Source organism: Microbacterium jejuense (assembly GCF_019511665.1).
Classification (GTDB): Bacteria; Actinomycetota; Actinomycetes; order Actinomycetales; family Microbacteriaceae; genus Microbacterium; species Microbacterium jejuense_A.
Map to the genome: position 1 here is coordinate 112,190 of NZ_JAEUAW010000011.1, position 13,489 is coordinate 125,678.

The following is a 13,489-nucleotide window of genomic DNA, read 5'->3' on the forward strand; positions in this document are numbered from 1 at the left end:
TACACCACACCAGGTCCCGGGCGTCACGTGACTCTGCAGCAGAACAGGCGGATGATGGGGGCCATGGCGGATCTCGACGATGTGCGCGCCATCGCGCTCGATCTTCCCGGCGTGGTCGAACGCGTCGACGGACAGCGCCGCGCCGTCACCTGGCGGACATCCACCGGAGTGTTCGTCTGGCAGCGAGGCCCCAGCGGCCGCGATCTCGAGCAGCTGAGCGCGATCGGCCGCGAGTGGCCCGACGGCGAGGTGGTTGGCGTCCGCACCGACGGCGAGCAGGGCAAGCTCGCGCTCATCGAGACCTTTCCCGACGTGTTCTTCACCATCCCGCACTTCGACGGCTACCCGGCGGTGCTGCTGAGGCTCGACGCGATCGATGCTGAGCTGCTGCGCGAGGTCGTGACCGACGCGTGGCTGCTGAAGGTGACGAAGAAGGTCGCGAACGAATGGCTGGCAGCGCACCCGCCCGCCTGATCCCTGCGACGGCCGCTGCCGCCGGAACGACGAGAGACCGGATGCCGCAGCCGCGGCATCCGGTCTCTCACTGTCGGAACGTGCCCGCGATCACTCGCGCGCGAGCGCCGCGAGGGCCTCGAGCTCGAGGTCGAGGTACTGCTCCTCGCTGACGTCGACGCCGACGCCGAGCAGCTTGCCGCCCGTGAAGGGGAAGCCGCCGGAGTACTGTCCGCTCACGGAGTCCCCGCTGTCGAAGCCGACGCACAGGCCGTCACCGGCGAGCGTGAACTTGCCGACCTGTGCGCGCATGGGACCCTCGGCGACGACCTGGTCGTCGACGTAGAGCCTGGCGGTGCCCAGCGACTCGCCGTGCTCGCCGGCGCCCTCGCGGACGAACTCGACGCCCAGGGCGTGCTTGCCCGGCGTCAGCGCGCCCGAGGTGAACGTCTGCTCCGGCGGGATGCCGAGGAAGTTGTACACGTAGTTCAGCGTGTTGTCCTTGATGAACAGCGCGTGCCCGCCGAAGCGCGAGCCGTGGGCGAAGAGCACGCCCTCGGCACCCTCCTCGAGGATCACGTCGGCGATGATCTTGTACGACCTGCCGCGCACGTTGACCGCGACGCTCTCGGCGACGGCCGTCGTGTCGGGGTAGTAGATGTATCGCGTGCGCGCCGGCTCGCTCTGCGGCCGCTCGATCGTGAGCTGGTCACGGGCCGATCGGTCGTCGAGGGGCAGCACGTTGTTCTTCTCTGCCTCTTCGAACCACGCGTCGATGAGCTCCTGCAGCTTCTCGGGATGCTCGGCGGCGAGGTCCTTCGACTCCGAGCGATCGACGTCGACGTGGTACAGCTCCCAGCGATCCTCGTCGAAGCGGCCGTGGCCGGTGAGCGGAGCGTGGATGGCGGCGGCCTTCCAGCCGTCCTTCCAGATGCCGCGCGTGCCGAGCATCGCGTAGTACTGCACCTTCTTGGCGGTGGGCCCGTCGGGTTCCGCGTCGAACGAGTACTTCATCGAGACGCCGTCGAGCGGGCGCTGCTCGACGCCGCGGAACACCGACGGCATCTCGACGCCGATGACGTCGAGGACCGTCGCGACGATGTCGGTCGAGTGGTGGTATTGGTGGCGGATCTCGCCCTTGGCCTTGATGCCCGCCGGCCAGTGGATCACCATCGGGTCGCATGTGCCGCCCGAGAACTGCGAGTACCGCTTGAACATCTGGAACGGGGTCGAGAACGCCGTCGCCCACCCCGTCGGATAGTGGTTGTACGTCTCGGGACCGCCGAGCACGCCGATCTTGTCGAGGTTCTCCTTCAGGTCGTCGGGGAAGCCGTTGAAGAACTTGTTCTCGTTGACCGAGCCGTCCGGTGACCCCTCGCCCGACGCGCCGTTGTCGGCGCAGTAGAAGATGAGCGTGTTGTCGAGCTGCCCCGAGTCTTCGAGGTAGTCGATGATGCGGCCGATCTGCGCGTCGGTGTACTCGCTGAAGCCGGCGAACACCTCGGCCATGCGGGCGAACAGGCGCTTCTCGTCGTCCGACAGCGTGTCCCAGGGCTTGACGTAGTCGGCCGCGTTCGCTTGGTCCTCGGGCATCGGGTTGATCGGCGTCAGGGCGGTGTCGGCGGGGACGATGCCGCGTTCCACCATGCGGGCGAGCACCCACTCGCGGTACGCGTCGTAGCCGTCGTCGAAGGCGCCCTTGTACCTGTCGATGTACTCCTTGGGGGCGTGGTGCGGCGCGTGGTTGGCGCCGGGGCAGAACCACGTGTACCAGGGCTTCGACGGGTTCGACGCGTTCTGGTCGCGGATGAGCCGGATCGTCTGGTCGGCGAGGTCCTTCGACAGGTGGTAGCCCTCTTCGGGCGTGTACGGCGGCTCGATGAAGTGGTTGTCCTCGGCCAGGTCGGGGTACCAGTTGTTCGTCTCGCCGCCGAGGAAGCCGTAGAAGCGGTCGAAGCCCATTGCGAGCGGCCACTGCTCCTTGCTGCCGCCGGTCGAGACGTCCTCCTCGGGGACGTTGTGGTTCTTGCCGACCCAGAACGTCGAGTACCCGTTCTTCTGCAGCACCTGGCCGATCGTCGCGCACGACTCCGGGATGTGGCCCGACAGCCCGGGGAAGCCGTTGGTGCCCTCCATGATGTTGCCCATGCCGTTGACGTGGTGGTTGCGGCCGGTGAGGAAGGTCGAGCGCGTCGGCGAGCACAGCGCGGTGGTGTGCCACTGCGTGTAGGTGAGGCCGTTCGCCGCGAGCCGATCGAGCGTGGGCATGTTGATGCGCCCCCCGTACGGTGACCACGACGCCATGCCGGTGTCGTCGTACAGGATCACCAGCACGTTGGGAGCGCCCTCCGGCGCCTTCGGGCGTTCGTACGGACCCCAGTCCGCGACCGAGTCGCGGACGTCCAGCTTGATCGTCCCGTTGAACTCTGCGGCCATCTTCACTCCACCTTCGTTCGCGTTGCGCCGCATGAGGGCACGGCGCACTTCGACGCTATCCATTGCTCGACACGAGCGGAAGGAACGCCACGAAGGACGCGACCGGTACGGTGAGTCCGACAGCCGTAACCCTTCCCGACCAGGAGGCACGCCCATGGGCGCCGTCATCGGAGACATCCTTCCCCTCGCCCTCGGTGTGGCCATCAGCCCCATCCCGGTCATCGCAGCGATCCTCATGCTGCTCTCGCCGAAGGCGCGGGTCACCAGCGTCGGGTTCCTCCTCGGGTGGGTGATCGGCATCGTCGTGGCGGTCACGGTGTTCACGCTGCTCTCGTCGGTGCTGCCCGAGAACGATCCGGATGCCTCCAAGCCGATCCAGGGCGTCATCCAGCTGATCCTCGGCGTCCTGCTGCTGCTGCTCGCCGTCCGCCAGTGGCGCGGGCGGCCGAAGGCCGGCGAAGAGCCGAAGATGCCGAAGTGGATGCAGGCCATCGACAAGGTCACGTTCCCGGTCGCGTTCGGCCTCGGCTTCCTGCTGTCCGCGATCAACCCGAAGAACCTGCTCATGGCGGCGGGCGCCGGCGTCGACATCGGCTCGGCCGCCCTCGAGACCGGTGAGATCGTGCTCGTGATCGCGATCTTCACGCTGCTTGCGGCATCCACTGTCCTCGTCCCGGTCGTCGGGTACCTCATCGCCGCCGACAGGCTGCGCGGACCGCTGGACGCGCTGCGAGTGTGGCTGGGCCGTGAGAACGCGATCATCATGGCCGTGCTGCTGCTCGTGATCGGCGTCTCGATGATCGGCAAGGGCATCGGCAGCTTCTAGGCCGTTACGGTGGTGGGGTGACGTCTGCGATCCACGACCAGGTGCTGCTTCCCGGCGGCACGTTCACGATGGGCTCGGACGAGTTCTACCCCGACGAGCAGCCGGTCCACGAGCGTGAGGTCGCACCGTTCCGCATCGACCGGTACGCCGTGACGAACGAGCAGTACGCCGCGTTCGTCGACGACACCGGTTACGTCACGGTCGCCGAGCGCGACCTCGATCCGGCCGCCTTCCCGGGCGCCGACCCGGCCGACATGGTGCCGGGCTCCATGGTGTTCACGCCCACGCCCGGACCCGTCGACCTGCGCGACTGGCGCAACTGGTGGCGCTGGCAACCCGGAGCGTACTGGCGTCGGCCGTTCGGGCCGGAGTCGTCCATCGACGAGAGGCTGCGGCATCCCGTCGTCCACATCGCGTACGAGGACGCCCAGGCCTACGCCGACTGGGCCGGGCTGCGCCTGCCGACCGAGACCGAGCACGAGTACGCCGCCCGCGGCGGGCTCGACGGCAAGCGGTTCGCGTGGGGCGACGAGCCCTACCCGGGTGGCGTGGCGCAGGCGAACTCGTGGCTCGGGCGCTTTCCGTACGACAACCAGGGAGTGGGGGATGCCGCCCCCGTCGGCTCGTACGCTCCCAACGGCTTCGGGCTGTACGACATGACCGGCAACGTGTGGGAGTGGACCACCGACTTCTACACGCCGCGGCATCTGCGTCTGTCGGACAAGCCGGTGGATGCCGGCAAGCGCGCGAACCTGCTGGCCGCGGCGAGCGCGCAGGAGGGCTTCCCGTCGATCCCGCGCCGTGTGCTCAAGGGCGGATCGCACCTGTGCTCGCCCGACTACTGCCTGCGCTTCCGTCCGGCGGCGCGCTCGCCGCAGGCGGAGGACACCGGCATGTCGCACATCGGCTTCCGTCTCGTCGGCGAGGCCTGACCCTCTCCCGTCTCGCGCCGCTGGTCGTTGAGCGGAGCGAGGAACGAGCGAAGACGAAACGTCGCGAGCCGGCCCAGCGGACTCGCGTTGCACTCACTCGGCGGGGAAGACCTGCGACCAGTCGTCGCGGACGCTGACGACGGTGAAGCCGTGACGGGATGCCGCGGTCAGAGCCTGCTCGGCGCCCTTGTCGTAGGGCGTGTCGCCGCGGCCGGTGTCGTCGTCGTGGTGCACGAGCAGGGCGAGGCTGCGGGGGCTGCCCTGCGCGTAGCGCAGCATTGGGATGTCGCCGTTGGAGTTGCCGGCGGCGAGGATCGGCCGGCGCCCCGTTCGCATCCAGATGCGGACAGGCTTCTCAGGACCGTCGTCGAAGAAGGCGAGCTTCGGCGCGTAGCGCACCGTGTTCGTGGCGTCGTCGTAGGCGAGTCCCATGCCGGTGCCGACGACGCGCTCGGCGGGGATGCCGTAGTTGGCCTCGGTCATCGGACGCATGAAGTCGCGCTCGCCGCCCGACACGATGTACGTCGTGAAGCCGTTCGCCTCGAGGAACCGGATGAGCTCGACCATGGGCTGGTAGACCACCTGCGCGTACGGCGTGCCGAGGGTGAAGTGACGGGCGTCTCGATAGAACTGCGCGACGGATGCCGCGTACTCGTCGACACTGACACCCCCGGAGGTGCTCGCGACCGCGGCGATCAGCAGACCCAGGTCGGCGTCATCGCCGGCGTAGTGCTTGTCGATCGCGCCGCCCAGCCACGACAGGTCGCCGCTGGCGGCGGCCTTGTACGGCTGCTTGTCGGCGAGCGAGGGGTCGGCGGCCGCCGCGGCCTTCCACTGCTCCAGCAGGTAGTGCAGTTGCGTGGGCATCGGCTTCTCGGTCCACAGCGTGCCGTCGTTGTCGAAGACCGCCGTGCGCGCCTCGGACGCGACATAGTCCGGGCCGCCCTCGTCGGTCACGGCGGCCACGAAGTCGAGGATCGCGGCGCGGGTGGCGGTGTCGCGCCACGAGGGCAGGGGGTCGCTCATGGACGTGACTCTAGCGGTGGACCGCCACGCCGTGGTCGTCTCAGCTCGCGGCGATGAAGGCGTCGTAGTCCGCACGCGAGAGGTCGGCATACGCGCGCGCCCACTCCAAGATCGACTCGGCCACGACGCGCCCGCTTCCGATGTACCCCGCCAGCTGCGTCACGGTCTGAGACTGCGCGTGCGCGCGGGCCAGCGTGATGGCGCACGCCTGCGCGTACGTGGCGAAGGGGACGTCCTCGAGAGTCTCGGCTGTGATGCCTCCCTTCATGTCGCGGAACTGGCGCACGTAGAAGTCGCGGCCCTCGGGCCCCCGCGCATGACCGAGGAACGGGTCCGAGAACGCCTGCAGGGTCTTCTGCAGCGCGACCACGCGGGCGCCCTGGCCGTGTTCGGCGATGAAGCGGTCCGCCTCCGGGGGCTGCTCGATACCCCCGTACTCCGCGAGCACGCTGCGCCCCGCTTCCTTGATCTGCAGCAGCAGCGCCCGACCGTCACCGTCCTGGAAGACCGTGATCCAGCACCGCGTTCCGACGCTTCCGACACCGACGACCCGCCGCGCGATGTCGGCGAAGACGTAGTCGTGCAGCAGCACGCGGATCGTGATGTCGGCGCTGGCGACGTATGTCTCGATGTAGCCCTGCAGGCGGTTCGCGAACTCGGACTCGACGTGCGTCATCGTCGGCGGCTGGTCGACGAACCTGCGCCGCCCGTCCTCGTCGAGTTGCGTCAGCTTGCGCGCAGCCTTGGCGCCGGTGCGCTTCTTCGCCTCGCGGATCGCAACACGCATCGCGCGCCGGGATTGCGGATCCATGATCGCGAGGGCCGCTTTCACGTCGGAGTGCAGGTAGTAGCGCTCGAGCGGCGACACTCCGACCGACTTCCGGATGGCGCGCGCGTAGGCGTAGACGGCGCCGCGGACCGCGGCATCCACTACCGACTCATCGCGGGAGGTCGCCTGACCGGCGATGACGACACTCGCGATGAGGCGCTTGAGGTCCCACTCCCACGGTGCCCACGCGGCTTCGTCGAAGTCGTTGAGGTCGAACACCAGCGTGCGCTGCGGCGACGCGTAGAAGCCGAAGTTGGCGACATGCGCGTCGCCGCACGAGGCCACCAGGATGCCGCTGTGCGGGTCCCTGGCAAGATCGGCCGCCTGCAGCGCGGCGGTGGCCCGGTAGAAGGCGAACGGGTTGGCCGACATGCGCTCATTGCGCAGCGGCACGAGTTCGGGCACACGGGTGCGATTCTGCGCGTCGAGGATCGCCAGCGGATCGCGTCCGGAGGTGGTCAGAGCCGCGAGTGCGCGGCGCGGCGTGCGCTTGCGGGCGGCAAGGCCCTCTGCGACGCGTTCCTGGGTGCTCACCGGCCCGGACCAGGCGGCGTCTGACATCGTGCTCACGGCGTCATTGTGGTCCCGTGCGACGGTGTGCGCATCACCCGCGTCAGATGACGTGGTCGCCTTCTCTGGTCTCGAACAGACCGAGCTCGGTCGCGCGTTCGATCGCGGCATCCCGCGACGCCACCCCGAGCTTGCGGTAGATGTGCGCGAGGTGGGTCTTGATCGTGTTCGTCGAGAGGAAGCACCGCTCGGCGATGTCGGCGATCGTGTAGCGCGTCGGCAGGTAGCCGATGAGCTCCAGCTCCCGAGGGGTCAGCTCGTCGACGAGGCGTTCGCTGCCCGGCGAGCCCTGGGCGCGCAGGCGCTCCGCGATCGACCTGCCGAAGTCCGTGCGGCCCGTCGGGACCTCGTCGAGGAGGTCGAGCAGCGGCGGACCCACCCGCAGGAACGGCCGGGCGAGCCGCTCGTCGTGTGCACGCTGCAGCGCGGTCTCGAGGTGGTCCCTTGCGGCGACACGGTGTCCCTCGGCCGCGCAGAGCCAGGCGGCGAGGGCGTCGGCCTCGATGGACGCGATCGGGTGCGGCTGAACGCCGGCGGCCCGCAGCTGGGCGAGCCGCTCGCGCGCCTGCGCCGTGCGCCCTGCGCCGACCAGCCCCGCGACCTCTTCGAATGCGACAGCGGACCACTCCGATGACGGCGCCGGAAGACTGCTGTGCCCGCCCTTCAGGCGCGCTTCCCGCATCGAGAACGACAGCAGCGACTGGCGCACGAGCGGGGGCGGCGGGCCGAGGGCCTCGACCTCGTCGGGGACGTCGCGCGGGTGGATGACGCGCGAGGCGGCGTGCGAGAGCCAGAGCAGCTGGGTGCGATTGTCGGATGCCGCCGCCGTGACCGCGACGGCGAGTGAGGCGGCACCCGCCCCGGCCTCGCCGCGCTGGATGCACACGAGCGCGCGGGCGAGATGGGCGTCGGCGGGAGCGGGATGACCGTGCGCGCCGACATCGCGTGCGACGTCGAGGGATTCGTTCGCGTGCTCCCAGGCGCTCGTGAGCAGGCCCGACAGCGCCTCCGCGATGGCCAGCGTGCCGAGTGCGTGCACGCGATGGCGGGCATACGCGAGGGCAGCGGGCGAGAGGGCGGCGGCGAGCTGGGCGCGCGCCTCATCGATCCGGCCGAGCATGAGCAGCGCTCGACCGGCCGACACGTGACTGGTCAGCTGCAGCAGCACAGGCGACGTCAGGCCGATCAGGTCGGGCGGGTCCGCGTCCGGGTGCGTCGCCAGAAGATCGAGGGCCTCGCCTGCGATATCGGCGAAGAGCTCGGGATGGGGATGGAACTGCACCTCGGCGGCGAGGTACGCCAGGGCGATCTGACGGCGGCCGACGGTGAGGCGATGGTCGGCGACGAGCCGCTGCAGCGTGTCGACGGCGGAGCTCGGATGCCCGCTCATCGTGTTCGCGATCGCGAGCAGCAGCACCGCGTCGGATCGCGCCTCGCGCACATCGGGCGGCACGAGGGAGAGCCACTGGACGATCTTGGCGGAACGCGCCTCTTCGGACGGACCCGGCCCGATGCCCAGGATGAGGTCCATACCACGGGTCCAGCGGCGGCCTCGCAGCAGGTAGTCGACGGCGGTGTCGGTGTCGCCCGAGGCGAGGAACCAGTCGGCGGCGGCCTCGAGCACGGCCCCCTCGGCGGCGGAGTCGGTCGCGCGCAGACGATAGGTGAGCAGGTCGCGGAACAGTCGGTGAAGGCGGAACCAGCCGGGGCGGCCCGGCACGCGGACGAGGAACAGCGAATCGCGCTCGAGCCCTGTGAGGAACTCGTCACCGCCCGCGATGTCGGCGACCGCCTCGACGAGCCCGGCCGACATCTCGTCGAGTACCGCCAGCCGCATGAGCGCGTCGCGCCGGTCAGGGCGGAGCCCGTCCAGCACCTCGACGCTGAGATAGTTCATGACGAGCTGATTGGTCTCGGTGAGCTCCTCGACCACGCGGGCCGGATCTTCGGCGAACCGCAGCCGCAGGGCTGTCAGCTGCACCCCTGCCGCCCACCCCTCGGTCTGCGCCGTGACCGCGGCCGCCGTGGCCGGGGCGATCTGGCGCCCGGCGATCGCGGACAGCACCTTGCCGGTGGTCTCGTCGTCGAACGCCAGTTCACGCTGGCGGATCTCGACGAGGTCGTGCTCGAGCCGGTGCCTGCTCCAGCCGAGGTCCAGATCGACCCGCGACGAGAAGATCGCGTGGGCGTTGCCGGGGAGCAGATCCACGAGCCGCCACAGGTCGGTCAGGACCGCCGTCTTCGAGAGCTGGTCGAGGTCGTCGAACACGAGCACGATGTCCCCTGCCTCTGCCAGGCGCTCCGCGAGGTCGACCAGGAACGGCTCGCCGAGTCGTGCACGGGCCGTGACTGCGGGCGGGTCCGGTGGTGAGAACCGCGGTGCGACCGCCGCGATCCCCGCGCACAGCCGGCGCACGAACGAGCCTGCAGCGCGGTCGGTGGCCGACAGGTCGAACCACGCGACCGCGAGATCGGGGCGGCACTGCGTCCACTGCGTGATGAGCACCGTCTTGCCCGCCCCCGCCGGCGCCACCACGAGCGCCAGCGGCGAGTGCAGGGCCGCGTCGAGCTGTCGCCGCAGGGCAGGGCGGTCCACGGCGTGCGGCGGCATCCTGCGAGGTTCGCCCACTGGCATCCCTTCCCCTGGGGGCGCGGTGGCCAAATCATCCCACAGGGGTGACGTGGCGGCGAGAGCCCTGCGGGAGAGTTGTCGCCGCGGCCACCAGAACGCCGGGGGACGCCGTCTCGAAGGGGGGCACGATGCGCGATCAGACGGTCGAGATCGTGGTCGGCGGACCGCTGAGTCCCGACCTCGTCGCCACGGCGCTGGAGGGCTTCGCCGTCACGGCCGATGAGCAGGGACGCACGCACGTGGTCGGTCCCGTTCCCGATCAGGCGCGGCTGATCGGGCTGCTCGCGATGTTCGACGGACTGCATGTGACGGTCATCTCGGTGAACCCGGTCGACGACGAGGATTCTCACCCTCGCCGGGTGACGTGACCGAGGCACACGCGCTCTTAGCGTGCGTGTGCTGGGCATGAGAGAACAGGAGAACGCAATGAGCAGTACAACGAGCGGCCGCACCGGATGGGCGGGCTGGGGCGTCTTCGCCGGGGTCATCCTGCTGATCAGCGGTGTCTTCGGCGGGCTGCAGGGACTCGTCGCGATCGTCGGCCCGGACGCCTACTTCGCCGTCGTGGACGGCTCCCTCTTCCTCTTCGACGTACAGGGATGGGGATGGTGGAACCTCATCGTCGGGGTGCTGCTGATCCTGACGGGCATCGCCCTGCTGGCAGGGCAGACCTGGGCGCGGGTGGTCGCGATCATCCTCGCCGCGCTGAGCGCGATCGGGCAGCTCATGCTGATCCCGACGCAGCCCTTCTGGGCGCTCGCCATCATCGCCGTCGACATCCTCGTGATCTACGCGCTGACGGCCCACGGGCGAGAACTGACGATCGAGGACTGACGCGGACCAGGCTCGGCCCGGGACGCCGGTCCCGGGCCGTCACGCCTGACGCGAGTCAGGCGGCGGTGCGCACCGGCAAAGGAGTGACATGGAAACCGTTCTGGTCATCCTGCAGGCGTGCGTGGTGCTCGGCGCCATCGTGCTCGGCGTCCGCACCGGCGGACTCGGGCTGGGTCTGTGGGGCGTCGTCGGCACGACGATCCTGGTGTTCGTCTTCCGGCTCGAGCCGGGTTCGCCGCCCATCGACGCGTTCTTCATCATCATCGCGGTCATCACCGCGTCCTCGGCCATGCAGGCGGCTGGGGGCATCGACTATCTGGTGTCGATCGCCTCCAAGATCATCCAGCGCAATCCGCGGCGGCTCACCTACGTCGCGCCGATCGTGGCCTTCGTGTTCACGGTGCTCTCGGGCACGTCCAACATCTTCTTCGCGCTCATCCCGGTGATCTACGAGACGGCATATCGCAACGGCCAGCGCCCCGAGCGCGCGCTGGCCGCCTCGACGGTGACGTCCGGTCTCGGCATCACGGCCAGCCCGGTGTCGGCGGCGATGGCCGCGTACCTCGTGCTCATGGCCGGCACCGGCTACGAGCTGCCGCAGATCCTGCTCATCACGATCCCGTCCGCGGTCGTCGCGTGCATCGCAGCGTCGTTCGTGCAGCAGCGCCTCGGCAAGGATCTGCTCGACGATCCGGAGTTCCTGAAGCGGGTCGCCGACGGCCGCGTCGAGCTGTCGCCGGCGCTCCGCGCGCGGTACGACGCCAAGATGTCCGGCACTGCTGGCGGCGGAGCCGCGGATGCCTCCCGCAGAGCACGCACGAAGACGGCCGAGAAGACGGCATCCACGTTCATCGAGCACCCTGTGCCCCCCGGCGGCAGGACCGCCGCGCTCATCTTCATCGCCGGAACGCTGCTGGTGGTGCTGCTGGGACTGTTCCCGAGCCTGCGGCCGGCGTTCCCCGACGACGACGGCGAGCTCGTGCCGATCGGCATGGCGACGGTCATCGAGATGGTGATGTTCACCGCCGCGCTCGTCATCATCCTGGTGCGCCGCGTGAAGCCCAGCCAAGTGGTCGAGCAGCCGTTGCTCAAAGCCGGCTACGTGGCCGCCGTCGCCCTCTTCGGCATCGCGTGGATGGCCGACACCTTCATCGCCGCCAACGAGGAGACCATCATCGAGCCGCTCGGTCAGATGATCGATGCGAACCCCCTGCTGCTGGCTGTCGCGCTCTTCATCGTCTGCGGTCTGACGACGAGCCAATCAGCCACCACGAACACGCTCATCCCGATCGCGCTCGCCGCGGGGCTCGCGCCCGGAGTGATCACGGCGATGTGGCCGTCGCTCATCGGCGTGTGGCTGTTCCCCGCGAACGGCTCGCAGATCGCAGCTGTCGAGACCGACGCCACCGGGTCGACCAGGCTCACGCAGATCCCGGTCTGGCACTCGTTCACGATCCCCATGCTGGTGTCGTGGGTCGCGGTCGTCGCCTCGGGTCTGCTGATCCAGCTGATCGTGCCCGCGTGAACGCGGACCGTCCCGCGAGCCCAGAACACCGACGAGAAGAGGAATCATGTCCGATCGTGCGTCCGACGTCGAGCAGCTGATGCCCGAGGTGCTCGACCGCCTGCGGGATCTCGTGCGGATCCCGTCCGTGGCATTTCCGGGATTCGACCCGGAGCCAGTGCACCGCATGGGGCAGGCCGTCGTCGAGCTCTTCGAGGCGGCCGGTGCCACCGACGTCGCCCTCCTCGATGTCCCCGGCGGGTACCCGTGCGTGTTCGCAGACCTTCCCGGACCCGAGGGGTCGCCGACGGTGCTGCTCTACGCCCACTACGACGTCCAGCCGGCTCCGGCCAGCCAGGGCTGGTCGACGTCGCCGTTCGAGCCGGTCACAGGCGAGGACGGACGCATCTACGGGCGCGGCGCCGCCGACGACAAGTCCGGGCTCGTGATCCACTACGCGACGCTGCGCCTGCTCGGCGAAGCTCGGCCGTGCCGCATAAAGCTGCTGGTCGAAGGCGAGGAGGAGACGATCTCGCACCTCGAGGGCTTCGTCGAGGCGAGCCCCGAGAGGTTCGCCGCCGACGCGTTCGTCATCGCCGACATCGGCGGTCAGGTCGTCGGCCGGCCCGGGCTGACCACCGCGCTGCGCGGGGACGTGGCGTGCACCGTCACGGTGCGCACCCTGTCGTTCCCCGTGCACTCCGGCCTCTTCGGCGGGGCCGCACCGGACGCCATGACGGCGATGATCCGCATCCTCGACACGCTGCACGACGAGGCCGGCGACACGGTCATCCCCGGGGTCGACGTGTCGCAGTGGGACGGTGCCGCGATGGAGGAGGGCGTCTACCGCGACGGCTCGGCGATCCTCCCCGGCGTCGACTACCTGGGCACCGGCTCGCTGTCGGACCGCATCTGGGCCAAGCCCTCGGTGACGGTGCTCGGCATGGACCTGCCGAGCACCGCCGAGGCGTCCAACGTGCTGCTGCCCGAAGTCACCGCGAAGCTGTCGATGCGGATCGTCCCCGGATCGGACGCCGATGCACAGCTCGAGGCGCTCATGGCGCACCTGCGTGCGCAGAGGCCGTGGAACTGCGAGGTCGAGGTCGTGAAGGTGAAGACCGGTCACGCATTCGCGGTCGACCAGACCCATCCCGCGATCGTGGCGGCGAAGGACGCGCTCGCGTCGGCCTACGGCGCCGAGGTCGAGTCGATCGGCAGCGGTGCGTCGATCCCGCTCGTGGCATCGCTCAAGAAGATCGCTCCGGACGCCGCGATCGTGCTGTGGGGCGCCGAAGACACCGCGAAGGCCCGCATCCACGCATCGGACGAGTCGGTGGATCCGGCCGAGATCGCGCGCATGATCGCCGCACAGGTCGCGTTCATCGAGGAGGTCGCGTCCTCGGCCCACGCATGACCGGGCGTGAGACGAGTGGATGCCGGCGGCCGC

Annotated in this window: 11 protein-coding genes; 7 read left to right on the forward strand and 4 right to left on the reverse strand. The window is 69.6% G+C overall.

The window, feature by feature from the left end:
• Positions 1-63 precede the first annotated feature (63 nt).
• Positions 64-474 carry an MmcQ/YjbR family DNA-binding protein gene (locus tag JNB62_RS14285; RefSeq protein WP_220301562.1) on the forward strand — a complete coding sequence of 137 codons (411 nt, stop codon included), beginning with the start codon at positions 64-66 and terminating at the stop codon, positions 472-474.
• 90 nt (positions 475-564) lie between these two features.
• On the opposite strand, the gene JNB62_RS14290 is transcribed toward JNB62_RS14285, so the two are convergent.
• Positions 565-2,952, reverse strand: a complete 2,388-nt coding sequence (locus JNB62_RS14290) for an arylsulfatase (RefSeq protein WP_308291814.1) — start codon at positions 2,950-2,952, stop codon at positions 565-567.
• A 91-nt stretch (positions 2,953-3,043) separates the two neighbouring features.
• On the opposite strand from JNB62_RS14290, the gene JNB62_RS14295 reads away from it, so the two are divergent.
• Both JNB62_RS14295 and JNB62_RS14300 read left to right on the forward strand, forming a co-directional pair.
• Positions 3,044-3,715, forward strand: coding sequence for a GAP family protein (locus tag JNB62_RS14295; protein WP_220301563.1), 672 nt, complete (start codon positions 3,044-3,046; stop codon positions 3,713-3,715).
• Positions 3,716-3,732: 17 nt separating this feature from the next.
• Positions 3,733-4,647, forward strand: a complete 915-nt coding sequence (locus JNB62_RS14300; RefSeq protein WP_308291815.1) for a formylglycine-generating enzyme family protein — start codon at positions 3,733-3,735, stop codon at positions 4,645-4,647.
• Positions 4,648-4,740: 93 nt separating this feature from the next.
• On the opposite strand, the gene JNB62_RS14305 is transcribed toward JNB62_RS14300, so the two are convergent.
• Genes JNB62_RS14305 through JNB62_RS14315 form a run of 3 tightly spaced genes read right to left on the reverse strand, consistent with a single transcriptional unit; the run spans position 4,741 to position 9,683 of the window.
• The gene (locus tag JNB62_RS14305; RefSeq protein WP_220301564.1) at positions 4,741-5,673 is read right to left on the reverse strand and encodes an HAD family hydrolase; all 933 of its coding nucleotides are present in this window, start codon (positions 5,671-5,673) and stop codon (positions 4,741-4,743) included.
• Between the two features lie 40 nt (positions 5,674-5,713).
• Positions 5,714-7,063 (reverse strand): DUF2252 domain-containing protein, encoded by a 1,350-nt coding sequence (locus JNB62_RS14310; protein WP_220301597.1) that lies wholly within the window; start codon positions 7,061-7,063, stop codon positions 5,714-5,716.
• Between the two features lie 52 nt (positions 7,064-7,115).
• Entirely contained in the window at positions 7,116-9,683 is a 2,568-nt protein-coding gene (locus tag JNB62_RS14315; RefSeq protein WP_220301565.1) for a LuxR C-terminal-related transcriptional regulator, read from the reverse strand.
• 149 nt (positions 9,684-9,832) lie between these two features.
• On the opposite strand from JNB62_RS14315, the gene JNB62_RS14320 reads away from it, so the two are divergent.
• From JNB62_RS14320 to JNB62_RS14335, 4 genes are all read left to right on the forward strand, one after another.
• Positions 9,833-10,072 (forward strand): hypothetical protein, encoded by a 240-nt coding sequence (locus JNB62_RS14320; RefSeq protein ID WP_220301566.1) that lies wholly within the window; start codon positions 9,833-9,835, stop codon positions 10,070-10,072.
• Between the two features lie 58 nt (positions 10,073-10,130).
• Positions 10,131-10,538 (forward strand): DUF7144 family membrane protein, encoded by a 408-nt coding sequence (locus tag JNB62_RS14325; protein ID WP_220301567.1) that lies wholly within the window; start codon positions 10,131-10,133, stop codon positions 10,536-10,538.
• Positions 10,539-10,626: 88 nt separating this feature from the next.
• Positions 10,627-12,063, forward strand: a complete 1,437-nt coding sequence (locus JNB62_RS14330; protein ID WP_220301568.1) for an anaerobic C4-dicarboxylate transporter — start codon at positions 10,627-10,629, stop codon at positions 12,061-12,063.
• Between the two features lie 46 nt (positions 12,064-12,109).
• Positions 12,110-13,456: a M20/M25/M40 family metallo-hydrolase gene (locus JNB62_RS14335; RefSeq protein ID WP_220301569.1), complete on the forward strand. Its 1,347-nt coding sequence runs from the start codon at positions 12,110-12,112 to the stop codon at positions 13,454-13,456.
• The last annotated feature ends 33 nt before the right edge of the window (positions 13,457-13,489 follow it).

What these genes read in the sequence shown, in the direction of transcription:
- JNB62_RS14285 (WP_220301562.1), top strand. Translation starts at nt 64, where the DNA reads ATGGCGGATCTCGACGATGTGCGCGCCATCGCGCTCGATCTTCCCGGC.
- JNB62_RS14290 (WP_308291814.1), bottom strand. Translation starts at nt 2,952, where the DNA reads ATGGATAGCGTCGAAGTGCGCCGTGCCCTCATGCGGCGCAACGCGAAC.
- JNB62_RS14295 (WP_220301563.1), top strand. Translation starts at nt 3,044, where the DNA reads ATGGGCGCCGTCATCGGAGACATCCTTCCCCTCGCCCTCGGTGTGGCC.
- JNB62_RS14305 (WP_220301564.1), bottom strand. Translation starts at nt 5,673, where the DNA reads ATGAGCGACCCCCTGCCCTCGTGGCGCGACACCGCCACCCGCGCCGCG.
- JNB62_RS14310 (WP_220301597.1), bottom strand. Translation starts at nt 7,063, where the DNA reads ATGTCAGACGCCGCCTGGTCCGGGCCGGTGAGCACCCAGGAACGCGTC.
- JNB62_RS14315 (WP_220301565.1), bottom strand. Translation starts at nt 9,683, where the DNA reads ATGCCGCCGCACGCCGTGGACCGCCCTGCCCTGCGGCGACAGCTCGAC.
- JNB62_RS14320 (WP_220301566.1), top strand. Translation starts at nt 9,833, where the DNA reads ATGCGCGATCAGACGGTCGAGATCGTGGTCGGCGGACCGCTGAGTCCC.
- JNB62_RS14325 (WP_220301567.1), top strand. Translation starts at nt 10,131, where the DNA reads ATGAGCAGTACAACGAGCGGCCGCACCGGATGGGCGGGCTGGGGCGTC.
- JNB62_RS14330 (WP_220301568.1), top strand. Translation starts at nt 10,627, where the DNA reads ATGGAAACCGTTCTGGTCATCCTGCAGGCGTGCGTGGTGCTCGGCGCC.
- JNB62_RS14335 (WP_220301569.1), top strand. Translation starts at nt 12,110, where the DNA reads ATGTCCGATCGTGCGTCCGACGTCGAGCAGCTGATGCCCGAGGTGCTC.